This window comes from Rhizobium sp. USDA 4016, assembly GCF_056279705.1.
Map to the genome: position 1 here is coordinate 173,678 of NZ_JBWCCY010000004.1, position 20,929 is coordinate 194,606.

Here is a 20,929-nt window from a genome sequence, read left to right on the forward strand (position 1 = left end):
GCCGTTGCATTTTCTCAATGCACTCGACTTTTGCTCAATTTTGTTCTGATCTGGCGCGGCACAGACTCAAAGATATTCGTCCGGCAGAAAGCCGGCCCATTTTACGCGCGGTAGACCTCGATGGCGAAAAGAACCGAGACACCTGGACGGCTGGACGACGCAGCGCGTGCGGGCTGGCTTTATTACGTGGCTGGGCGCACGCAGGACGAGATTGCGTCTGCGATGGGTATCTCGCGGCAATCAGCACAGCGCCTGGTGTCGCTGGCCGTCGCCGAAAAACTCATCAAAGTGCGGCTCGATCATCCGATTGCTGCCTGCCTCGAGCTCGCCAACCAGCTGCGCAAGAAATTCGACCTCAAGCATGTCGAGATCGTGCCGAGCGATCCGGGGTCTTCATCGAGGACGGTCGGCATTGCCGAAGCGGCGGCTGCTGAGATCGAGCGATGGCTCAAGCGGCCGGATCCGATCGTGCTCGCCGTTGGTACCGGCCGCACGCTGAAGGCTGCCGTCGATCAGCTGCCGACGATCGAATGTCCGAATCATCGCATCGTTTCGCTGACGGGCAACATCACGCCGGACGGTTCAGCCGCCTATTACAATGTCATCTTCAGCATGGCGGATGCAGTGAAGGCGCGGCACTTCCCGATGCCGCTGCCGGTGCTCGTCACTTCGGCCGAGGAGCGTGAATTGCTCCATGGCCAGCAACTGGTGCGCTACACGCTTGCGATCAGCGCCCAAGCCGATGTGACCTTCGTCGGTATTGGCGAACTGGGCATCGACGGCCCACTCTGCGTCGACGGCTTCCTGGAGAAGGACGAGATGATGGAGCTGATGCGCGAGGGGGCCGTCGGCGAAATCTGCGGCTGGATTTTCGACGAGGAGGGCAGGCTTCTCGATAATCCGATCAACGAGCGCGTCGCGTCGGCCTCGATTCCTTCACGCGAAACCTCGACAGTCATTGGAGTCGCCAAAGGCAAGCGCAAATTCAAGGCGATAAGGGCCGCAATTGTTGGCCGTCAAATCAATAGCCTGATCACCGATGAACAGACTGCCGATTTTTTGCTCACGTCTTGAGCAAAAAATCATATTTAAAATCAATCGGATAGCTTGTCATTTCGCTATTGCAGCAACGATTCCAATTGACATTCGACGCACTGTAGTGAGTAATTGCTCACGAGCAAAGCGAATGCTCATACCCATCTTCTGGGAGGAAGATATGACATTGAGAACTATTCTGCTGGGCGCCTGCTCAGCATTGGCGTTTGCGGGCATGGCTTCGGCTGAAACGCTGACGATCGCGACCGTCAACAACGGCGACATGATCCGGATGCAGAAGCTGACGGATGACTTCAAGGCGAAGAATCCCGACATCGACCTTGAATGGGTTACCCTCGAAGAGAACGTTCTGCGCCAGAAGGTCACGACTGACATCGCGACCAAGGGCGGCCAGTACGACGTTCTGACGATCGGCACTTATGAAGTCCCGATCTGGGCAAAGCAGAGCTGGCTCCTGCCGCTCGACAACCTGGGCGCCGACTATGACGCCGACGACCTGCTGCCGGCCATTCGCAGCGGCCTGACTGTAGACGGCAAGCTCTATGCGGCGCCGTTTTACGGTGAAAGCTCGATGGTCATGTATCGGAAAGACCTCTTCGAGGCCGCCGGTTTGAAGATGCCCGACGCGCCGACCTGGGACTTCATCGCCGACGCTGCGAAGAAGATCACCGACAAGGACAAGGAAATCTACGGCATCTGCCTGCGCGGCAAAGCCGGCTGGGGCGAAAACATGGCCTTCCTGACGGCGATGTCGAACTCCTTCGGCGCCCGCTGGTTCGATGAGAGCTGGAAACCCCAGTTCGACCAGCCGGAGTGGAAGGACACGCTCACCTTCTACGTCGACCTGATGAAGGAAGCCGGCCCTCCCGGCGCTTCGTCCAACGGCTTCAACGAAAACCTGGCGCTCTTCCAGACCGGCAAGTGCGGCATGTGGATCGACGCCACCGTGGCGGCCTCCTTCGTCAGCAACCCGAAGGAATCGACGGTTGCCGACAAGGTCGGTTTCGCACTGGCTCCGGACAAGGGTCTCGGCAAGCGTGGCAACTGGCTGTGGGCCTGGAGCCTTGCCATCCCGGCGAGCTCGCAGAAGGTCGAAGCAGCTGAGAAGTTCGTCGCCTGGGCAACGAGCAAGGACTACACCAAGCTCGTCGCCGAGAAGGAAGGCTGGCTGAACGCACCTCCCGGCACGCGTACCTCGCTCTATGAGAACGCGGAATACCAGAAGGCTGCGGCTTTCGCGAAGATGACGCTCGACTCCATCAATGCGGCTGACCCGACCAAGCCGACCGTAAAGCCGGTTCCCTATGTCGGCGTCCAGTTTGTGGCGATCCCGGAATTCCAGGGCATCGGCACGGCCGTCGGCCAGCAGTTCTCCGCGGCTCTCGCCGGCCAGGTCTCGGTCGACCAGGCGCTGCAGAGCGCGCAGCAACTGACGACCCGCGAAATGACCAAGGCTGGTTACATCAAATAATAACCTCCTGAGACGGTGGGATCGTTGACCTCCCACCCCTCTGGGCCGCCGAATGCCCGAATAGCGTCGGCGGCCCCTTTTTCTTAGCTGCCCTGCAGCCAGACGCCCCTCGAAACAGGATCGGTCATCGCCATGGCAACGTTACACACCCGCTCCGCAGCGCGAATGATGATCGCACCGTCCGTCGTGCTTCTCTTCGCGTGGATGATCGTCCCGCTTGCGATGACGATCTACTTCTCACTGTTGAACTACAACCTTCTCAGCCCGGGAATGGAGAGCTTCGTCGGCTTTCTGAACTACAGCTACTTCCTGTCCGATCCGGCCTTTTTCGCAGCACTCACCAATACGCTGCTTTTGGTGCTCGGCGTGCTGATCATCACCGTGGTCGGCGGTATCGCCTTCGCCTTGCTGCTCGACCAGGACATCTATGGCCAGGGCATCGTGCGCATCCTGGTGATTGCGCCGTTCTTCGTCATGCCGACGGTGGCAGCGCTTGTCTGGAAGAACATGTTCATGAACCCGGTCAACGGGCTCTTTGCGCATCTTGCCAAGGCGCTCGGACTGCAGCCCTATGACTGGCTGGCAAACGCACCGTTGTTCTCGATCATTCTGATCGTCGCCTGGCAGTGGCTGCCGTTTGCGACGCTGATCCTGCTCACCTCTCTGCAGTCGCTGGACGAGGAGCAGAAGGAAGCTGCCGAAATGGATGGCGCCGGCGCGATATCGAGATTCATCTATATCATTCTGCCGCATATGGCGCGCGCCATCACGGTGGTGATCCTGATCCAGACGATCTTCCTGCTCTCGGTCTTTGCCGAAATCCTGGTTACCACCAACGGCGGCCCGGGCACGCAGAGCACGAACCTGACCTACCTCGTCTATGCGCAGGCGCTTCTTCAGTTCGATATCGGCGGCGCTTCGGCGGGCGGGATCATTGCGGTCATCCTCGCCAACATCGTCGCGATCTTCCTTGTCCGCCTTGTCGGCAAGAATCTGGAGGCTTGAGATGGCTAGAAAAGTTACAACTCAACGCAAGGTGATCATGACGGCGATCGCCTGGACGCTGGCGATCCTGATCTTCTTCCCGATCCTGTGGACGTTTCTTACGAGCTTCAAGTCGGAGGCCGACGCAATTGCCTCGCCGCCGCAGTTCCTGTTCTTCCACTGGACGACGGAAAGCTATGCGGAGGTGCAGAGTCGGTCGAACTATCTCGGCCACTTCATGAATTCGGTGATCATTTCCTTCGGCTCGACGCTGATCGGCCTGATCATCGCGATCCCTGCCGCCTGGGCCATGGCATTCTCGCCGACCAAGCGGACCAAGGACGTGCTGATGTGGATGCTGTCGACGAAGATGATGCCGCCGGTCGGCGCGCTGATTCCGATCTACCTGATGTTCCGCAATTTCGGCCTGCTCGACAGCCGGACGGGGCTGGTGATCGTGCTGACGCTGATCAACTTGCCCATCATCGTCTGGATGCTCTACACCTACTTCAAGGAAATCCCTGGCGAAATTCTCGAGGCGGCGCGCATGGACGGTGCATCGCTTGCCAAGGAAATCATCTACGTGCTGACGCCGATGGCGATACCGGGCATTGCCTCGACGCTGCTTCTCAACATCATACTGGCCTGGAACGAAGCCTTCTGGACGCTGAACCTCAGCGCCTCGAGAGCCGCGCCGCTGACGGCATTCATCGCCTCCTACTCCAGCCCCGAAGGTCTGTTCTACGCCAAGCTTTCGGCAGCATCGACAATGGCAATCGCCCCGATCCTGATCCTCGGCTGGTTCTCACAAAAACAACTCGTCCGCGGCCTGACCTTCGGCGCGGTGAAATAAGACATCAGGGAGAGAAACATGGGCAGCATTACCCTTCAGAGCGTTTCGAAGGTCTTCGGCGAAGCCAAGGTCATCCCTTCGATCGATCTCGACATCCAGGACGGCGAATTCGTCGTCTTCGTCGGCCCGTCGGGCTGCGGCAAGTCCACGTTGCTCAGGCTGATCGCCGGGCTGGAGGACGTTTCCGGCGGCAAGATCGTCATCGACGGCAAGGACGCGACCGAAAAGGCGCCATCCGAGCGCGGGCTTGCGATGGTGTTCCAATCCTATGCGCTTTATCCGCATATGAGCGTGCGCAACAATATTGCCTTCCCATTGAAGATGGCCGGCATGGACAAGACCGAGATCGACAGGAAGGTAAGCGATGCCGCACGCGTCCTGAACCTGACGGATTATCTGGAGCGCAAGCCGCGCCAGCTTTCCGGCGGCCAGCGGCAGCGTGTCGCGATCGGTCGCGCCATCGTGCGCCAGCCATCGGCCTTCCTCTTCGACGAGCCGTTATCGAACCTCGATGCCGCACTTCGCGTCAACATGCGCATCGAAATCAGCGAACTGCACCAGCAACTGAAGACGACGATGGTTTACGTCACCCACGACCAGGTGGAAGCCATGACAATGGCCGACAAGATCGTCGTGTTGAACCGCGGCAACATCGAGCAGGTGGGCTCGCCGCTGGAGCTCTACAAGAGCCCGCGCAATCTCTTCGTTGCCGGTTTCATCGGCTCACCGAAGATGAATTTCATCACCGGTCAGAATGCGGCTGCGCTGAATGCGCATACGATCGGCGTGCGTCCGGAGCATGTGCTGCTTTCGACCGAAAGCGGCGACTGGAAGGGCAGGGTCATCGTCGCCGAGCATCTCGGCTCCGACACGTTCCTGCATATCGACGTCGATGGTATCGGCTCGATTACTGCACGCGGTGGCGGCGATTTCCCGGCGAAGGCCGGGGACACCGTCTACCTGACGCCGGACAAGACGCGCATCCATAAATTCAACGAGGGCGGTCTCGCCATCTGAGGCAAATGCCGGGCGGGGTGAGAATGCAGGCCGGTCAAGGCGTCCGGTTTGCTGAGAGCAGAGCGGCGGATCCGCTCCGCAAGACCTCAAGAGGACTGAAACATGACGTGCAAATTATCGCTGGCAACGCTTACCGATGCGGCTAAAACGGCCGAAATCCCGGCTTATGACCGAGCGTCGCTCACGGCCGGCATCGTGCACTTCGGCGTTGGCAATTTCCACCGCGCCCACCAGGCTATCTACCTCGATGACCTTTTCAACCAAGGACAGGATCACGACTGGGCCATCATCGGCGCAGGCATGCTGCCTTCCGACGCCGCGATGCGCGAGAAGCTTGCCGCGCAGGACTTCCTGACGACGGTCGTGGAGCAGGACAACAACAAGACGGCGGCGCGTGTCACGGGGCCGATGGTCGACATCCTGCCGGTCGGCGATTCCGGAGCCATCGTTGCCAAGCTCTCCGATCCTGCAATCCGCATTGTCTCGCTGACGATCACCGAGGGCGGATACTTCATCGACGCGTCCGGCAAATTCAATCCATCGCATCCGGCGATTGTTGCGGACGGAAAAAACCCGTCCGAGCCGAAAACCGTTTTCGGCCTTATCGTTGCCGGTCTCAAGGCACGCAAGGAGAAGGGCACCGTGCCCTTCACCGTTATGTCCTGCGACAACATTCCGCATAACGGTGCCGTCACCAGAAACGCCGTCTTGGGTATGGCGGAGCTTTCCGATCCGGCGTTTGCCGTGTGGATCAAGGCGAATGTCGCCTTCCCGAATGCCATGGTCGATCGCATTACGCCGGCAACAGGCCAGCGCGAGATCGATTTGCTGACGGATACTTTCGGTATTGAAGACAACTGGCCGGTCTATTGTGAAGAGTTCAAGCAATGGGTGCTGGAAGACAAGTTCACTGCCGGACGGCCAGCGCTCGATAAAGTCGGCGTCACCTTCGTGCCGGATGTCACGCCTTACGAGCATATGAAGATACGCATCCTCAATGGCGGCCATGCGGCGATCGCGTATCCGGCGGCGTTGATGGACATCCATTTCGTGCATGACGCGATGGAAGAGCCTCTGATCCGCGCCTTCCTCGCCAAGCTCGAAAACGACGAGATCATCCCGATCGTGCCGCCGGTGCCGAATACCTCGCTCAAGGATTATTTCGCGCTGATCGAACGCCGTCTTCTGAACCCGAAGATCGCCGACACGATCCCGCGCCTGGCGCAGGACGGTTCGAACCGTCAGCCGAAATTTATCCTGCCATCCACGCTCGACAATCTGCGCCAGGGCAAGGACGTCGTCGGCCTTTCGCTGGTTTCGGCTCTCTGGTGCCGTTACTTCGCGGGCACGACCGACAGCGGCAAGGAGATCGTTTTCAACGATGCTAGTGCCGATCGGCTCCATGCCGCCGCGCTGAAGGCAAAGGACGACCCGGCGGCGTTCCTCGTCTTCGACGACATTTTCGGCGAGGTGTCGCAATCCGAATTGTTCTGCAAGCGTTTTACGCATGCCCTGAAAACACTGTGGGAAAAGCGGACCCGCGCGACCTTGCAGCTCTATCTCGAGGGCAAGCTTGCAGTGTAGGAAATCAACATGGCGGCAATTCCTGCCGCCATTGATCCGGCTTGCGCATGCGCGAGCCGATAACGCGCCCGAACCGAACTCTGGTTGGTCTTCATGGCTGATTCTGAAACACGCCTGGTCATTTTCGATTGTGACGGTGTCCTCGTCGATAGCGAGCCGATCTCCGTCAGCGTGCTCGTCGAGGCGATGAACGACCTCGGAGTGCCGATCACCGAGGAAGAGGTCTATGGGCGCTTCCTCGGCAGGAGCCTCGCGACCGTCATCGAAACGATGAAGAGCGAATATCAGGTGTATGCCGGCGGCGAGTTTCTCGAGCGCATCCGCACCAATCTCTATGCGCGATTCAGGAAAGAACTGAGGCCGATCGAAGGCATAGGTGCGACGATCGAGGCGCTCGACATCCCTTGCTGCGTCGCTTCGTCGAGCCAGGTCGAGCGCATCAGGCTGTCGCTCACCGTCACCGGCCTTATCGACAAGCTACCGAACATCTTCAGCGCCTCGATGGTGAAGAATGGAAAGCCGGCGCCGGACCTCTTCCTGCATGCGGCCCGCGAAATGCACGTCGATCCGAAGAACTGCGTCGTAATCGAAGACAGCCCTGCCGGGATCGAGGCAGCCAAGGCCGCAGGCATGACGGTCTTTGCCTTTACCGGCGGCTCACATGCCAATTTTGCAGGTTATCGTGCCGAACTCGAGCGGCTTTCGCCGGAACGCGTATTTGACGCAATGCCGGATTTGATACACCTTATCCAGAAACAAAAGCTGGATGGGGCTCGCCCTTGATGCATGATCATGTGGTTGCGGTGGATGTCGGCACCGGCAGCGCGCGTGCCGGTGTGTTCGATGCCCGCGGTCGCCTGCTCGGAAAGGCCGAACATGCGATCATCATGAATAGGCCGCGTGAAAATCATGCCGAACATGATTCGGAAAACATCTGGTCTGCGGTCTGCATCGTCGTTCGCAAGGCGATGGAACAATCGGGCGCAGCTCCTGCGTCTGTCGGTGCGATCGGCTTCGACGGCACATGCTCGCTCGTCGTCCGCGATGTCGATGGTGGACAGATCAGCGTCTCGACCGGGGGCGAAAGGCGCTTCGACACGATCGTCTGGCTCGACCACAGGGCGTTGAACGAAGCTGATTTCTGCACGGCAACCGGCCATGCGGTTCTCGATCATTCCGGGCATTTCATGTCGCCGGAGATGGAGATACCAAAGCTGATGTGGCTGAAGAAGAAACTGCCTGGCACCTGGATGAATGCCGGTTATTTCTTCGATCTTGCCGACTTCATGACGTGGAAGGCGACGGGCTCGATTGCCCGTTCGCGCAGCACGCTGACGGCGAAGTGGAATTATCTGGCTCACAAGGAAACGGGCTGGCAGAAAGATTTTCTCGCGCAGATCGGTCTGGAAGACCTGCAGGAGCGCGGCTGTCTGCCCGACGACACAGCACCGGTCGGCACAAGCGTCGGCACGCTCACCCAGGAGGCTGCATCGGCACTCGGGCTGACGACGGATTGCCACGTTTCGGCGGGCCTGATCGACGCCTATGCGGGCGCGCTCGGCACGCTTGCCGGCTATGCGGCCGACCCAACGCAGCTTGAGCGTCAGTTGGCGCTCATTGCGGGAACCTCGAGCTGCATCATTTCGTTCTCCCGCGATCGAAAGCCAAGCCATGGCATGTGGGGACCTTACTACGAGGTCGTCTTTCAGGATTCGTGGCTTGTTGAAGCCGGTCAATCGGCGACGGGTGCGTTGCTCGAGCATATCGTGCGCATGCATGCTGCCGGGGGCGAGCCCACCGCCGCATTGCATCAGAAGATCGTCTCCCGCATTGCGCAATTGCGTGCCGAAGAAGGCGACGCGCTCGGCTCGCGCATCTTCGTGCTGCCGGATTTCCACGGTAACCGGTCGCCTCTTGCCGATCCGCACGCCGTCGGCACTATCAGCGGGCTGACGCTCGATACGTCATTCGACGGACTTTGCGCGCTCTACTGGCGTACGGCCGTCGGCATTGCGCTCGGCATCCGGCATATTCTCGAAAAGATGAAGGAATACGGTTATGTGCCGGACACGCTGCATGTTGCGGGCGGGCATGTGAAGAACCCCGTGCTGATGGAGCTTTATTCGGATGCGACAGGCTGCAGGGTCGTCGTTCCGAAGATGAACGAGGCGGTGTTGCTGGGCACCGCGATCGGGGCGTCTGTTGCCTGTGGCTTACATAAGGATCTCACGACGGCCGGCGTGGCGATGTATCCCGGGGGTGAAGAGCGTGCGCCGGATGCGACAAAGCAGGCTCTGTATGATCGCGAATACCGGCGGTTTCTCGCGATGTATCGCCATCGCGCCGAACTGGACGCGATAAGCTAGCGATTGCCGCTTTCTCCGAGAATGGTGCCGAATTCCGACATTCGCCGCCGGCGTTCGAGCGCCTCTTCGCCTGCCGCGGCAATGACCGATTCCGACAGACAGTCGAGAAGAGCGATCAACGGAGGAAGGTTGTCCTCGTCGGGCGAGCGGGCAGGCGGAAGCGCCAGCATGACGTTGGATTGGTCGGGCAGCCAGTCGCTGTTTTCCGTTGTGATCAGCACGACCTTGTAGCCATATCGCCGGGCGGTTCGCGCCAACAGACGCGCTTTGCCGAAGCGTCGGCAATCGATGATGATCAGGAGGGCGCCTTCGCCACTCGGGCGAGCGAAGAGTTCGGCGAAGCGGTTTGCCGAACCGTCCAGTGCGTGGACGCCATCGCGGGACCGTGTCAGACGGTGGGCGAAATGCGTTGCGAAGCCCGCGAGCCGTACATGCGTTGCAATGAAAACTTCGCGCGCCATGCCAATCATCGCGACGGCTTCGGCCCAGTGCGTCTGAGCGGTCAGATGGTAGATGTGGTGCAGTGCCTGGATCTGCTCGGTGACGAGCAAGGCAAGCGATTTTCCTTCCGAGGCATCGGTCTGCAACGCGTTGAGCGAATTTTGAAGTTGGACAGGAGAGGTGACTGCGGTTTCACGGAAATGGACTTTGACGCTGTCGAGACCCTGATAGCCGAGGGCGCGCAGAAAACGGCCAACCGTCATCGGGCTTAGATCGAGCCTGTCGGCCACGGAGGCAGCGGTCTCGAAGGGAAGGTCGTTCAGGTGCTCGGTAAAATACTTCGCAATTCTGCGCTCGGCCGGCGTGCCTGACTTCACATAGTGTCTGAGCTTCTGAACAAAGTCTTCCACATCAGCCTCCCTGACTTCCCAGAGGCAATTCGCGGATGCGCTATTGGCGAGACTTGCCGTTGCAACTATTTCCGGAAGCTGCGTCCTAGGCTCAAGTTTATATCGAATACTATAGACTATATATTAGTGTGTTATTTTAGACAAGTTTTCCATCGTTGCATGTAGTTTTATTTCGACTTGCCGTCGGGCGTTGAGATTCCTACATGCGCAGATATAACCTGGAGATGCGAAGAATGATCCTCGATGCCGCGCGCCTTGCGTTTTTCAACCTTTTTGCACGGGAAACCCGGTCTGTTTTCTGGAAGGTGCTGGGGCTTACGATCCTGGTTCTCATTGGGCTCTGGTTCGTGCTGCGAAGCCTGTTCATGACTTTGCTGTTTCCGTGGATCGCGGGCTTCTTTCCGGAAATTCCGGATTGGGCCGGCTGGCTGAGCTTCGTCTTTGTCATTCTCGCAAGCATCGGTCTTGCCTTAGGCCTGGCGCTGATGCTGTCGCCCGTGACGGCGTTGATTGCCGGCCTTTTTCTCGATGACGTGGCGGAAGTGGTGGAGAAGCGGGATTATCCCGAGGATACCCCGGGAACGGCGATGCCGATCGGCCCGGCAATCGCGAGTTCACTCAAGTTCCTGGGCGTGGTGATTGCCGGCAATATTGTCGCTCTCCTCCTGCTCTTCATCCCGGGCGTGAACCTGATTGCCTTCTTCCTGGTGAACGGTTATCTGCTCGGCCGGGAATTCTTCGAATTCGCCGCCATGCGCTTCCGTTCGCCGGAGGAGGCCCGGCTCTTCAGGGCAAAGCACGCTTCTACCGTCTTTCTCGGTGGTTTGGTGATCGCCGCTTTCCTGGCCATCCCCTTCCTCAATCTGCTGACGCCGCTTTTTGCGGCGGGCATGATGGTTCATCTCTACAAGCTGATTTCCCAACGGGATCTCGGTTTTCACCGGTAATCAGTTTGAGGAGGCCGAAGGTTCGGCTATTCGACGGCCTCGCCGATCACCTGCGGCGGTAGCTCGACCAGCGGCGCCGGTATGTCGCAGCTCTTTTCCGGCGATTTGCAGAGATCGGCGATCACGCAGCGCTCGCATTCCGGGCGGCGCGCCTTGCACGTGTAGCGGCCGTGCAGGATCAGCCAGTGGTGGGCATGATAAAGGTAGTGACTGGGGATCACCTTCATCAGGCGGTCCTCGACCTCGTCCGGTGTCTTTCCCGGCGCCAGCTTGATGCGATTGGCGATGCGGAAGATGTGCGTGTCCACCGCCATCGTCGCCTGGCCGAAGGCCATCGATAGAACCACGTTCGCTGTCTTGCGGCCGACGCCCGGCAGGCGCACGAGTTCCTCACGCTTCTGCGGAACCTCGCCGCCGAATTCATCGACCAGCAATTGCGAGAGCGCCAGGACGTTCTTCGCCTTGTTGCGGTAAAGGCCGATCGTCCTGATGTAGTCGCGAAGGCGTTCCTCGCCGAGCGCCAACATCTTCTCCGGCGTATCTGCCACCTTGAAAAGCGCCCGCGTCGCCTTGTTGACACCGGCATCCGTCGCCTGGGCGGAGAGTGCCACGGCAACGACGAGCGTGAACGGATTGGTGTGTGCCAGCTCGCCTCTGGGTTCCGGCCGCTGGATCGAGAAGCGGCGGAATATCTCCTCGCGCTCGGCTTGCGAATACGCGGTGCGCACCGGGACGGCCTTGCGGCGGGTGATCACTTTCGAGTTTTGCGGTGTTTTGCGGACGGATTTGAGTTTCGGTTCGGGCATCGACAATCTATACTCATCAGCCATGACGGAAAGCAACGCCGGGCGGGCGAACGAACAGCCTGTTTTTGCAGCCGAACTTTTCCCTTACCGGTCGCTCGGCCGCAAGGGTTTCAGGGTGCTGCTGCTGATTTCCGGTGCCGTCTGTTTCATCTATGGGATATTCTTCGTCGTTACCGGTGCTTGGCCGATCGGCTTCTTCTTCGGGCTGGATTTCGCGTTGCTCTACGGTGCCTTCTGGCTCAACTACCGCTCCGGCAGGGCGCGCGAGGAAGTGACCGTTTCGCGCATCGATGTCGCGGTCCGCAAGTTCGCGCCTTCCGGACGCATGGTGGAGCATCACTTCAATCCCTTCTGGGCGCGTTTCCTCGTCCGCCGCCACCAGGAAATCGGCATTCTTTCCATGCATATTTTTGGCGAGGGCCGGCGGACGGATATCGGCTCCTTCCTCAATCCGGATGATCGCGAAAGCTTTGCCAAGGCCTTCAAAGGAGCGCTTGCGACAGTCAAGCAGCGTATTTAAACGTTGCGCAAGAAACGGGTGGCTTGCGGTGCTCCCCTTGACTATCTCCTTGTTACAAGGAGAAGAACGATGAATATGATCGCCAATCTGAACAGAGACACCACGCCAGAGGGTCCGGACTACGAGACCGTCCGTCAGGTCATCGAACTTATCACCGAGGACTATCGCGACCAGCCGTCGCTGGAGGCGATTGCCGCGCGGCTCAACCAGTCGTCGACGCAGCTTCAGAAGACGTTTACCCGCTGGGCCGGGCTTTCGCCCAAGGCCTTCCTGCAGGCAGTCACGCTCGATCATGCCAAGCGGTTGCTGCGCAAGGAAGACATGCCGCTGCTTGAAACTTCGATCGAGGTGGGTCTTTCCGGTCCAAGCCGTCTTCACGATCTCTTCGTCACCCATGAGGCCATGTCACCCGGTGAATGGAAGGCAAAGGGCGGCGGCCTGACGATCCGCTACGGCTTCCACCAGTCGCCCTTCGGCGTCGCGCTGGTCATGGCCACCGATCGCGGCCTTGCAGGCCTTGCCTTCAGCGATCTCGGCGACGAGGCCGCCTGTTTCGAAGACATGACCTGCCGCTGGCCGAATGCCCAATATGTCGAAGATCGGCAGGCAACCACGCCTTATGCAGAGCGAATCTTCGAGCCCGGAAAGTGGTCTGCAGACCAGCCTTTGCGCGTCGTGCTCATCGGCACGGATTTTCAGGTCCGCGTCTGGGAGAGTCTTTTGAAGATTCCGCTTGGCAAAGCGATGACTTATTCGGACATCGCTAAAGATATCGGCCAGCCGACGGCATCGCGTGCAGTCGGTGCTGCGATTGGACGCAATCCGATCTCCTTCGTTGTGCCATGCCACCGTGCGCTCGGGAAAAATGGCGACTTGACGGGCTACCATTGGGGTCTCACCCGCAAACGGGCGATACTGGGGTGGGAAGCCGGTCAGGCATGAATTTCGGCTAGTTCGAGCAGCGCCTTTGCGGCGCTCTCGTCGGTGATCAGCGTATTGCAGCCGATGCGCCGGATGGTGGCACGGATCGCGACGGCGCGATGTGCGCCCCCTGAAGAGAGCACGATGTGCCGTGCCTTCTTCAGGGTGTCCAGATCGACCGACATCACGCGGCTGTTGATCGAGTGATCGACGGTGTTGCCGTCCTTGTCCAGAAAATTGAACATCGTGTCGCAGACGCAGCCGGCGTCGATCAGCTGCTGCAGTTCGGCCTTGGAAATCCAGCCTTCCGACAGAGATGTCGAATGCGGGCCGATGTCGCCGCAGCTGACGATCGCAAGATCAAGGTCTTCCGCCAGCCGGTAGATCGTGTCCAGTCCGCATTTCTCGATCAGATTGCGCTTCGTCTCGACCGAATCCACGAGCAGCGGCGAGAGGAACATGTAGCACTCAGCGCCAAGTTGGCTTGCAAGCCGCCACGTATAGTCGATGGGGTTTGTCTGGTGCACGGCGACGATGCCGCCTAGCAGCGAGACCACCTTACAATTGGTGCGTCGGGGCGGCCGGAAGCTCGAAAGCGAAGCCGTCATCGTGCGCCCCCAGCCGACGCCGATCGTATAGTCGTCGGGGATCGCCTCGGACAGGAACTGGCCGAGCGCGAGCCCAACGCTCTTTGCGAGACTATCGACGTCGGAACCGACGGGAGCGGGGACAACGATTGCCTCGTCGAGCCCGTAGGCGCGCTCCAGCTTCACGGAAAGCTCGACGCAGTCGCCGATCGAATCGTTGATCCAGATCTGCACCTCGCTGCGCTTCATCGCCTCGTCGAGCAAGCGGATGACCGTCGTGCGGCTTATGCCGAGCTGCTCGGCGACGTCCTTCTGCGTCAGGCCCTGATTGTAGTAGAGCCACGCGGCGCGTAGCCTCAGCGAGGAGGCTTCTGAGTAAGCCGTGTGCGTGCCGCGTTTCAGCTTGGCCACATCTTCTCCTGCTTGAGTTTCACCCTACTTGCATCCGGAGGCGGAAAAAACAGGGCCATTTTCCTTGTTCCTAGCGATAATGACGGGCATGACACTTATGTCAATTGAAATGCACAAATGTCCTTGACTTTCTCATTTCGGAATGGCGATAGTCATTCCCGACACAGTCGTTTGTCCGAGGAGGACAATGTGCGGGCACATGGGAAGGCACGCGTTTTCGCCTGCAGCAAACTCATCTGTCTGTAGACTACCTCATTGCCGGGCGGAGCTCGCGCCGGTCCGCAGCTCAAGTTAGCAGTTCGAGTTCACAAGGGATTTTGACCATGACATCCAAGCTTGACCAACTCCGCGACATGACCACGGTCGTCGCCGATACCGGCGATATCGAGGCTGTCGCCCGCCTGAAGCCGGTGGATTGCACGACCAATCCGACCATCGTTCTGAAGGCGCTCGGAACGCCGATGTTTGCCGATGCAATCAAGGAAGCCGTCTCCTGGGGCAAGAAACAGGGCGGAAACAGCGATGCGGTTGGCGCAGCCGTCGCCGATCGTCTTGCGATCTCCGTTGGTGCCGCCTTGTCGAAGCTCGTGCCGGGTCGCGTATCGACCGAGGTCGATGCTGACCTTTCTTTCGACACTGAAGCATCGATCGCCAAAGCGCGCGGCATCATCGCCTCCTACAAGGAGCGCGGCATCGAGCGCGACCGCATTCTGATCAAGCTCGCCTCGACCTGGGAGGGCATCCGCGCCGCGGAAGTGCTGCAGAAGGAGGGCATTGACTGCAACCTGACGCTTCTCTTTTCCAAGGCCCAGGCCATTGCCTGCGCCGATGCGAAGGCTTTTCTGATCTCGCCCTTCGTCGGCCGCATCCTCGACTGGTACAAGAAGTCGACCGGCAAGGATTACACTGCGGAAGAGGATCCGGGCGTTCAGTCTGTCCGTGACATCTACAATTACTACAAGGCGCATGACATCAAGACGATCGTCATGGGCGCCTCGTTCCGCAACGCCGGTGAAATCGAAGCACTGGCGGGTTGCGACCGCCTGACCATCAGCCCGGCGCTGCTCGACGAACTCGCCAACGATCAGGGCACGCTGGTCCGCAAGCTCTCGCCGGACACGAAGAAGGCCGAGCCGAGGATCGAAATCGACGAGAAGACCTTCCGTTGGATGATGAACGAAGATGCGATGGCAACCGAAAAGCTTGCCGAAGGCATTCGCGCCTTCGCCAAGGACCTGACGGCGCTTCGCACGATGGTCCAGAAGGAATTGCAGCTCGCTGCTGCCTGACGTCTTCATAGAAAACGGCTGAAAGGCGCGGTTGCCAATGGCGGCCGCGCCTTTTTCGTGCTGATATCAATGGCATAAAGCCTGAGGAAAGACATGGCGGATGACGATCAGCGCAGTTCGATAATGACCTATGCCGTCCGGCATCTGAGCATCATCATTGCATTCATCGTGGGCTTGGTCGTTTTCCTGCTTCTCACCTCCCGGGATGTGAACGCCAAGAACGTGCTGGTCGGCTGGAACGTGACGGCCATCGTTTTTACATGTACCAGTTGGCGAAGGATGCTTCGGGCGACAGTCGCGGATATCAGGAAGCGAGCGGAAGATCTGGATTTTTCCGACACCTTCGTACTCTTCTTGTCGATCGCGGCGGCGCTCGCAAGCATTGCTGGCATTGGGCTCGAGCTGCATTCCGTGAAAGAAGCGCCACCTGATGTCGCCTTCGCCAGGGCCTGCGCGGCGGTGGTCACGATCCTGGTTTCCTGGGTTTTCCTCCACACGCTCTTCACCATCCACTACGCCCATCGATTCTACGGCGGACCTGACAAGGGTGAAGGCCTGATTTTTCCGGACAGGATCGAAGAGCCCGTCTATTGGGACTTCCTCTATTTCTCATTCACGATCGGCGTCGCGGCGCAGACGGCTGATGTTGCCGTCTCCACCATGACGATGCGCAAGGTCGCGCTGCTTCATGCAGTGCTGTCGTTTCTCTTCAATACGACGATCCTGGCACTCGCAATCAATGTCGGAGCGAGCCTGCTCTAGGCAAGCCACGCCGTTCTTAGAGAACCGCTTGGCCGGCGATCAGTGCCAGGATCAGGAAGATCAGGAAGATGACGAGGGCGATGCCGAAAAGGACGCGCGCGATCGTTGCGGTGGCGGCTGAGATGCCGGAAAAACCGAAGAACCCGGCAACCAGCGAAATGACGAGAAATATGAGAGCCCATTTGAGCATGGATGTTTCCTCTGCGTTGGATACAGAAGAGGACGCAGGAAAGACCAAATTGTTCCGCCGCAGTTGTCTGCGACGGTCTTGATCACAACTGATACTGGTTGGAATATTACTCAACCATGATTGATCATCACGTGCCGGACGGCGGTGTAATCCTCTAGCGCATAGACGGACATGTCCTTGCCGTAGCCGGATTGCTTGAGACCACCATGCGGCATTTCGTTGACCAGCATGAAATGCGTGTTGATCCAAGTGCAGCCATATTGCAGGCGCGCGGCCGTCTTCATGCCGCAGCTGATGTCCTTGGTCCAGACGGAGGAGGCAAGGCCATAGTCGCTGTCGTTCGCCCAGGCGACGGCATCCTCGACGTCGGTAAAGCGCGTCACGGAGACGACCGGGCCGAAGACTTCGCGGCGGACGATCTCGTCATCCTGCGTGGCACCGGCGATGACGGTTGGCGTGAAGAAGAAGCCCTTGTCGCCTGAGGTCTTGCCGCCGGTCGTAATTTCCATGTGCTTGTGCTCGGCAGCGCGGGTGACGAAGCTTTCGACGCGGTCGCGCTGGCGCTTGGAGATCAGTGGGCCGATCTCGTTTTCAGTGTCCTCGGCCTGGTTGAACTTAATCGAGGAAACCGCCGAGGAGAGATCGGCGACGAACCTGTCGTAGACCTTGGCGTCGGCATAGATACGGCAGGCGGCGGTGCAGTCCTGGCCGGCGTTGTAGTAACCGAAGGTGCGGATGCCTGCGACGACCGCATCGATATCGGCGTCGTCGAAGACGATGACGGGGGCCTTGCCGCCAAGTTCCAGATGCGTGCGCTTGACGGACTTGGCGGCCGCCTGCAGCACCTTCTTGCCGGTCGCGACATCGCCGGTGATCGAGACCATGGCGATCTTCGGGTGGTTGATCAGCGCATTGCCGACACTTTCTCCGCGACCGAGGATGACGTTAACGACGCCCTCGGGCAGGATGTCAGCGAGCAGTTTCGCCATCTTCAGAGCCGTCAGCGGCGTTTGTTCGGAAGGCTTGAAGACGACGGTGTTGCCGCCGGCGATCGCGGGTGCCAGCTTCCAGGCCATCATCATCAGTGGATAATTCCAGGGCGCGATCGAGCCGACGATGCCGATTGCATCGCGACGGATCATCGAGGTGTGACCAGGCAGGTATTCGCCGGAAACCGGACCGTGCAGGTTGCGGACAGCGCCCGCGAAGAAACGGTAGCAATCGACGATCGCCGGGATTTCATCGTTGAGCACGGCGTTGATCGGCTTGCCACAGTTCAGTGCTTCGAGCGTGGCAAAGCCCTGTCCGTCTGTCTCTATGGCATCGGCGATCTTCAGCAGATAGCCGGAGCGTTCGGCGGGTGTCGTCTGCGACCAGCGCTTGAAAGCCTTCCCGGCGGCTTCCACAGCGGCATCGATCTGGCCGAACGAGGCTTCCGGCAGATTCAGCACCGTCTCGCCCGTCTTCGGGTTCAGGATGTGCTCTTCCGTTTCCGTGCCCGTTTCGAAGCGGGATCCAATCAGCATCTGGGTGTCCATGATGTTCTCCCTTTTATTTGCCGGCTCCGGCGATTTGGTCGCCGTCGCGGGTGAGGTAGTAGGCTGCCAGGATCGGCAGGAAGGTGACGAGCACGACGGCCATGGCGACCACGTTGGTGACCGGGCGCTGGCGCGGGCGGATGAGTTCTTCGAGCATCCAGATCGGCAGCGTCGATTGCTGGCCGCCGGTGAAGGTGGTGACGATGACTTCGTCGAAGGAGAGCGCGAAGGCAAGCATGCCGCCGGCAAGCAGCGCGGTGCCGATATTCGGCAGGATGACGTGCCGGAAAGTCTGGAAGCCGTCGGCGCCGAGGTCCATCGAAGCTTCGATCAATGAGCCGGAGGTGCGGCGGAAGCGGGCGACCGCATTGTTGTAGACGACCACGACGCAGAAGGTGGCGTGGCCAAGCACGATCGTCCAGACCGAGAACGGGATGTCGAACAGGCTGAAGGCCGAGCGCAGCGCAATGCCGGTGATGATACCGGGAAGGGCGATCGGCAGAATGACGAGCAAAGAGATGACCTCGCGGCCGAAGAACTTCGTCTGGCTGACGGCGGCAGCACAAAGCGTGCCGAGCACCAGGGCGATAGCGGTGGCGATGCAGGCGACTTGCACAGAAAGGCCGAGGGCTGCCCAGACGTCACGCCGGTTCCAGGCCACGTCGAACCACTGCGTCGTCAGCCCCGGCGGCGGCCACTGGTAGCTCTTCTCCTCGGTGGTGAATGCATAGACGAAGATCAAAAGGATCGGCAGATGCAGGAAAAGCAGGCCGCTCGCGGCTGCGATCTTCAGGGGGAGAGGGGAGCGGTGTCCTCGGTCAGAGCGCATCGAAGGCCCCCTGTTTTTTTGCAAGCCAGAGATAGATGGCCATGATGACGATCGGCACGACGGAGAAGGCGGCGGCAAGCGGCACGTTACCGGCGGTGCCCTGCTGCGCATAGACCGCCTGGCCGATGAAGAGGCGGGAAGAACCGATGATCTGCGGGATAATGTAATCGCCGAGGGTCAGCGAGAAGGTGAAGATTGAGCCGGCGACGATGCCGGGCAACGCCAGCGGGAACAGTACCGTGCGGAAGGACTGGCCCGGCGTGGCGCCGAGATCGGAGGCGGCCTCGATCAGGTTTGCAGGGACGCGCTCGAGAGCGGCCTGCGTCGGCAGGATCATGTAGGGCAGCCAGATATAAACGAAAACGACGAAGGTTCCGAGATAGCTCACCGAAAGCGAATTGCCGCCGACGACCGGCAGCGTGAGAATGGCGTCGAGCAGCCATGAGAGATGCAGTTTGGCGAAAATCCAGGTGAGGATGCCTTCCTTGGCGAGGATCAGCTTCCAGGCGTAAACCTTGACGAGATAGCTCGACCAGAGCGGCAGCATGACACCGAGATAGAAAAACGCCTTCCACTTTCCCTGCGCATAGCGCGCGGCGTAGTAGGCGATTGGGAAGGCGATGACGGCGGATGCGATCGTCACCATGACCGCCATGACGACGGTACGGACGATGATGTCGAAATTGGTTGGGTTCAGCAGCTCGGCATAGGTCGCGAGCGTGAACTCGTAATTGATCAAGCCGGAGAAATCGTCGATCGAGAAGAAACTCTGCAGCAGCAGTGCGATCAGCGAGCCTATATAGATGATGCCGAGCCAGAGCAGCGGCGGCGTCAGCATCAACAAAAGCAGTAGCTTCGGATGGCGCCAGAAGGCGTCCGACAATCCTCCGAAGAATCCGCCGCGGCCGGGCAAGATGGAGGTCGTAACGCCAGGCTTTGTCAGGGCGAGCGCTGTCATGCTGCATCATCCATGTAATGCACGTCGGCCGGCTGCCAAGCCAGGCGCACGCTGGCGCCGATATCCGGCACATTGGCACCTGCGGGTAGTGTGACATGCAGGCGTGTGCCCCTCATGCCGACCGTCAGGCGATACGCGGCGCCAAGGAAACTGGTGTTTTCGACCGCCGCCTCCATGCCGTCGCCGGAGAGATGGATCGCTTCGGGGCGCAGGCTTGCCCAGCGCTTTTCGCCGCCGAGGGACGTCATTACATCTGGCGCGATGACATTCGAGGAACCAACGAAATCGGCGACGAAGCGTGTCCTCGGACGGCGGTAGATATCCTGCGGCGTACCCTCCTGCACGATGCCGCCGTTGTTGAAGACGGCGACGCGGTCTGCCATGGAGAGCGCCTCGCCCTGGTCGTGGGTGACAAAGACGAAGGTGATGCCGAGTGCGCGCTGAAGGCTCTTCAATTCTTCCTGCATCTGCTCCCGCAGCTTCAGATCAAGCGCGCCAAGCGGCTCGTCGAGCAACAAGACCTTCGGCTTGTTGACGAGCGCGCGGGCGAGTGCCACGCGCTGCCGCTGGCCGCCGGAGAGCTGGCCGGGGCGGCGGGCGCCGTAGCCCGGAAGTTTCACCAGCTCCAGCGCCTGTTCGGCCGCCTTGGTGCGCTCTGCCTTACCGATGCCCTTGACCATCAGCCCGTAGGCAACGTTGTCGAGGATGTTGAGATGCGGGAAGAGCGCGTAGTCCTGGAAGACGGTATTGACGTTGCGGCGGTAGGGCGGGACACCGTCTGCCGTTTCTCCGAAAATCTCGATATGCCCATCCGTCGGCTGTTCGAAGCCGGCGATCAGACGCAGGCAGGTCGTCTTTCCGGAGCCCGACGGACCGAGCATCGCGAAGAACTCGCCCGGTGCGATTTCGAGATCGACGCCGTCGACGGCGCGAACCTGGCCGAAATGGCGCGAAACCTGCTGGAAACGGACGGCGGGTGTCATTGGGGT

21 protein-coding genes are annotated in these 20,929 nt (G+C 59.7%); 13 read left to right on the forward strand and 8 right to left on the reverse strand.

Annotated features, from left to right (window positions below; genetic code table 11):
- The first annotated feature begins 120 nt into the window (after positions 1-120).
- From ACZ9DP_RS16110 to ACZ9DP_RS16145, 8 genes are all read left to right on the forward strand, one after another.
- Complete coding sequence (locus ACZ9DP_RS16110) at positions 121-1,074, forward strand: sugar-binding transcriptional regulator (RefSeq protein WP_476202885.1); 954 nt, start codon at positions 121-123, stop codon at positions 1,072-1,074.
- Between the two features lie 142 nt (positions 1,075-1,216).
- Positions 1,217-2,527, forward strand: a complete 1,311-nt coding sequence (locus ACZ9DP_RS16115) for an ABC transporter substrate-binding protein (protein ID WP_476202886.1) — start codon at positions 1,217-1,219, stop codon at positions 2,525-2,527.
- Positions 2,528-2,659: 132 nt separating this feature from the next.
- On the forward strand, positions 2,660-3,532 hold the full coding sequence (locus ACZ9DP_RS16120; protein WP_028739754.1) for a carbohydrate ABC transporter permease: 873 nt from the start codon (positions 2,660-2,662) through the stop codon (positions 3,530-3,532).
- 1 nt (position 3,533) lies between these two features.
- On the forward strand, positions 3,534-4,364 hold the full coding sequence (locus tag ACZ9DP_RS16125) for a carbohydrate ABC transporter permease (RefSeq protein ID WP_476202887.1): 831 nt from the start codon (positions 3,534-3,536) through the stop codon (positions 4,362-4,364).
- Positions 4,365-4,382: 18 nt separating this feature from the next.
- Positions 4,383-5,381: an ABC transporter ATP-binding protein gene (locus tag ACZ9DP_RS16130; protein WP_074069751.1), complete on the forward strand. Its 999-nt coding sequence runs from the start codon at positions 4,383-4,385 to the stop codon at positions 5,379-5,381.
- Positions 5,382-5,483: 102 nt separating this feature from the next.
- A complete protein-coding gene (locus tag ACZ9DP_RS16135) occupies positions 5,484-6,965 on the forward strand; it encodes a mannitol dehydrogenase family protein (RefSeq protein ID WP_194728254.1) in 1,482 nt (493 codons plus the stop codon).
- 93 nt (positions 6,966-7,058) lie between these two features.
- Complete coding sequence (locus ACZ9DP_RS16140) at positions 7,059-7,748, forward strand: HAD family hydrolase (RefSeq protein WP_074069749.1); 690 nt, start codon at positions 7,059-7,061, stop codon at positions 7,746-7,748.
- Entirely contained in the window at positions 7,748-9,331 is a 1,584-nt protein-coding gene (locus ACZ9DP_RS16145; protein ID WP_476202888.1) for an FGGY-family carbohydrate kinase, read from the forward strand. Before ACZ9DP_RS16140 ends, ACZ9DP_RS16145 begins: the two co-directional genes overlap by 1 nt.
- Here the strand turns inward: ACZ9DP_RS16145 and ACZ9DP_RS16150 are convergent.
- Positions 9,328-10,182, reverse strand: coding sequence for a MurR/RpiR family transcriptional regulator (locus tag ACZ9DP_RS16150; protein WP_194728252.1), 855 nt, complete (start codon positions 10,180-10,182; stop codon positions 9,328-9,330). The genes ACZ9DP_RS16145 and ACZ9DP_RS16150 overlap by 4 nt on opposite strands.
- A 233-nt stretch (positions 10,183-10,415) precedes the next feature.
- On the opposite strand from ACZ9DP_RS16150, the gene ACZ9DP_RS16155 reads away from it, so the two are divergent.
- A complete protein-coding gene (locus ACZ9DP_RS16155) occupies positions 10,416-11,129 on the forward strand; it encodes a sulfate transporter family protein (protein ID WP_074069746.1) in 714 nt (237 codons plus the stop codon).
- 26 nt (positions 11,130-11,155) lie between these two features.
- On the opposite strand, the gene nth is transcribed toward ACZ9DP_RS16155, so the two are convergent.
- Complete coding sequence (gene nth / locus ACZ9DP_RS16160) at positions 11,156-11,959, reverse strand: endonuclease III (RefSeq protein ID WP_476202889.1); 804 nt, start codon at positions 11,957-11,959, stop codon at positions 11,156-11,158.
- On the opposite strand from nth, the gene ACZ9DP_RS16165 reads away from it, so the two are divergent.
- Together ACZ9DP_RS16165 and ACZ9DP_RS16170 are read left to right on the forward strand one after the other, a co-directional pair.
- A complete protein-coding gene (locus tag ACZ9DP_RS16165; RefSeq protein WP_476202890.1) occupies positions 11,958-12,455 on the forward strand; it encodes a DUF2244 domain-containing protein in 498 nt (165 codons plus the stop codon). The two genes, nth and ACZ9DP_RS16165, sit on opposite strands and share 2 nt — an antisense overlap.
- A gap of 69 nt (positions 12,456-12,524) precedes the next feature.
- The gene (locus ACZ9DP_RS16170; RefSeq protein WP_476202891.1) at positions 12,525-13,397 is read left to right on the forward strand and encodes a methylated-DNA--[protein]-cysteine S-methyltransferase; all 873 of its coding nucleotides are present in this window, start codon (positions 12,525-12,527) and stop codon (positions 13,395-13,397) included.
- Here ACZ9DP_RS16170 and ACZ9DP_RS16175 read toward each other — a convergent pair.
- Entirely contained in the window at positions 13,388-14,374 is a 987-nt protein-coding gene (locus ACZ9DP_RS16175; protein ID WP_194728250.1) for a sugar-binding transcriptional regulator, read from the reverse strand. The genes ACZ9DP_RS16170 and ACZ9DP_RS16175 overlap by 10 nt on opposite strands.
- A 323-nt stretch (positions 14,375-14,697) precedes the next feature.
- Here ACZ9DP_RS16175 and tal point away from each other — a divergent pair, with 323 nt between their 5' ends.
- Both tal and ACZ9DP_RS16185 read left to right on the forward strand, forming a co-directional pair.
- On the forward strand, positions 14,698-15,663 hold the full coding sequence (gene tal / locus ACZ9DP_RS16180) for a transaldolase (protein WP_074069742.1): 966 nt from the start codon (positions 14,698-14,700) through the stop codon (positions 15,661-15,663).
- A gap of 93 nt (positions 15,664-15,756) precedes the next feature.
- The gene (locus ACZ9DP_RS16185) at positions 15,757-16,425 is read left to right on the forward strand and encodes a DUF1345 domain-containing protein (protein ID WP_476202892.1); all 669 of its coding nucleotides are present in this window, start codon (positions 15,757-15,759) and stop codon (positions 16,423-16,425) included.
- A gap of 16 nt (positions 16,426-16,441) precedes the next feature.
- On the opposite strand, the gene ACZ9DP_RS16190 is transcribed toward ACZ9DP_RS16185, so the two are convergent.
- The 5 genes from ACZ9DP_RS16190 to ACZ9DP_RS16210 all read right to left on the reverse strand — a co-directional run bounded on the left by ACZ9DP_RS16190 (position 16,442) and on the right by ACZ9DP_RS16210 (position 20,923).
- Positions 16,442-16,615 (reverse strand): DUF1328 domain-containing protein, encoded by a 174-nt coding sequence (locus tag ACZ9DP_RS16190; protein ID WP_022715956.1) that lies wholly within the window; start codon positions 16,613-16,615, stop codon positions 16,442-16,444.
- A gap of 110 nt (positions 16,616-16,725) precedes the next feature.
- On the reverse strand, positions 16,726-18,153 hold the full coding sequence (locus ACZ9DP_RS16195) for a gamma-aminobutyraldehyde dehydrogenase (protein ID WP_476202893.1): 1,428 nt from the start codon (positions 18,151-18,153) through the stop codon (positions 16,726-16,728).
- 13 nt (positions 18,154-18,166) lie between these two features.
- A complete protein-coding gene (locus tag ACZ9DP_RS16200) occupies positions 18,167-18,982 on the reverse strand; it encodes an ABC transporter permease (RefSeq protein ID WP_074069739.1) in 816 nt (271 codons plus the stop codon).
- On the reverse strand, positions 18,972-19,940 hold the full coding sequence (locus tag ACZ9DP_RS16205; RefSeq protein ID WP_239596842.1) for an ABC transporter permease: 969 nt from the start codon (positions 19,938-19,940) through the stop codon (positions 18,972-18,974). The genes ACZ9DP_RS16200 and ACZ9DP_RS16205 overlap by 11 nt, the downstream gene beginning before the upstream one ends.
- Positions 19,937-20,923 (reverse strand): ABC transporter ATP-binding protein, encoded by a 987-nt coding sequence (locus ACZ9DP_RS16210; protein ID WP_239596844.1) that lies wholly within the window; start codon positions 20,921-20,923, stop codon positions 19,937-19,939. Before ACZ9DP_RS16210 ends, ACZ9DP_RS16205 begins: the two co-directional genes overlap by 4 nt.
- Positions 20,924-20,929: the final 6 nt, after the last annotated feature.

Bases quoted from the DNA above. Each gene is read 5' to 3' on its own strand.
- ACZ9DP_RS16110 (WP_476202885.1), top strand. From the start codon at position 121: ATGGCGAAAAGAACCGAGACACCTGGACGGCTGGACGACGCAGCGCGT.
- ACZ9DP_RS16115 (WP_476202886.1), top strand. From the start codon at position 1,217: ATGACATTGAGAACTATTCTGCTGGGCGCCTGCTCAGCATTGGCGTTT.
- ACZ9DP_RS16120 (WP_028739754.1), top strand. From the start codon at position 2,660: ATGGCAACGTTACACACCCGCTCCGCAGCGCGAATGATGATCGCACCG.
- ACZ9DP_RS16125 (WP_476202887.1), top strand. From the start codon at position 3,534: ATGGCTAGAAAAGTTACAACTCAACGCAAGGTGATCATGACGGCGATC.
- ACZ9DP_RS16130 (WP_074069751.1), top strand. From the start codon at position 4,383: ATGGGCAGCATTACCCTTCAGAGCGTTTCGAAGGTCTTCGGCGAAGCC.
- ACZ9DP_RS16135 (WP_194728254.1), top strand. From the start codon at position 5,484: ATGACGTGCAAATTATCGCTGGCAACGCTTACCGATGCGGCTAAAACG.
- ACZ9DP_RS16140 (WP_074069749.1), top strand. From the start codon at position 7,059: ATGGCTGATTCTGAAACACGCCTGGTCATTTTCGATTGTGACGGTGTC.
- ACZ9DP_RS16145 (WP_476202888.1), top strand. From the start codon at position 7,748: ATGCATGATCATGTGGTTGCGGTGGATGTCGGCACCGGCAGCGCGCGT.
- ACZ9DP_RS16155 (WP_074069746.1), top strand. From the start codon at position 10,416: ATGATCCTCGATGCCGCGCGCCTTGCGTTTTTCAACCTTTTTGCACGG.
- ACZ9DP_RS16165 (WP_476202890.1), top strand. From the start codon at position 11,958: ATGACGGAAAGCAACGCCGGGCGGGCGAACGAACAGCCTGTTTTTGCA.
- nth (WP_476202889.1), bottom strand. From the start codon at position 11,959: ATGGCTGATGAGTATAGATTGTCGATGCCCGAACCGAAACTCAAATCC.
- ACZ9DP_RS16170 (WP_476202891.1), top strand. From the start codon at position 12,525: ATGAATATGATCGCCAATCTGAACAGAGACACCACGCCAGAGGGTCCG.
- tal (WP_074069742.1), top strand. From the start codon at position 14,698: ATGACATCCAAGCTTGACCAACTCCGCGACATGACCACGGTCGTCGCC.
- ACZ9DP_RS16185 (WP_476202892.1), top strand. From the start codon at position 15,757: ATGGCGGATGACGATCAGCGCAGTTCGATAATGACCTATGCCGTCCGG.
- ACZ9DP_RS16190 (WP_022715956.1), bottom strand. From the start codon at position 16,615: ATGCTCAAATGGGCTCTCATATTTCTCGTCATTTCGCTGGTTGCCGGG.
- ACZ9DP_RS16195 (WP_476202893.1), bottom strand. From the start codon at position 18,153: ATGGACACCCAGATGCTGATTGGATCCCGCTTCGAAACGGGCACGGAA.
- ACZ9DP_RS16200 (WP_074069739.1), bottom strand. From the start codon at position 18,982: ATGCGCTCTGACCGAGGACACCGCTCCCCTCTCCCCCTGAAGATCGCA.
- ACZ9DP_RS16205 (WP_239596842.1), bottom strand. From the start codon at position 19,940: ATGACAGCGCTCGCCCTGACAAAGCCTGGCGTTACGACCTCCATCTTG.
- ACZ9DP_RS16210 (WP_239596844.1), bottom strand. From the start codon at position 20,923: ATGACACCCGCCGTCCGTTTCCAGCAGGTTTCGCGCCATTTCGGCCAG.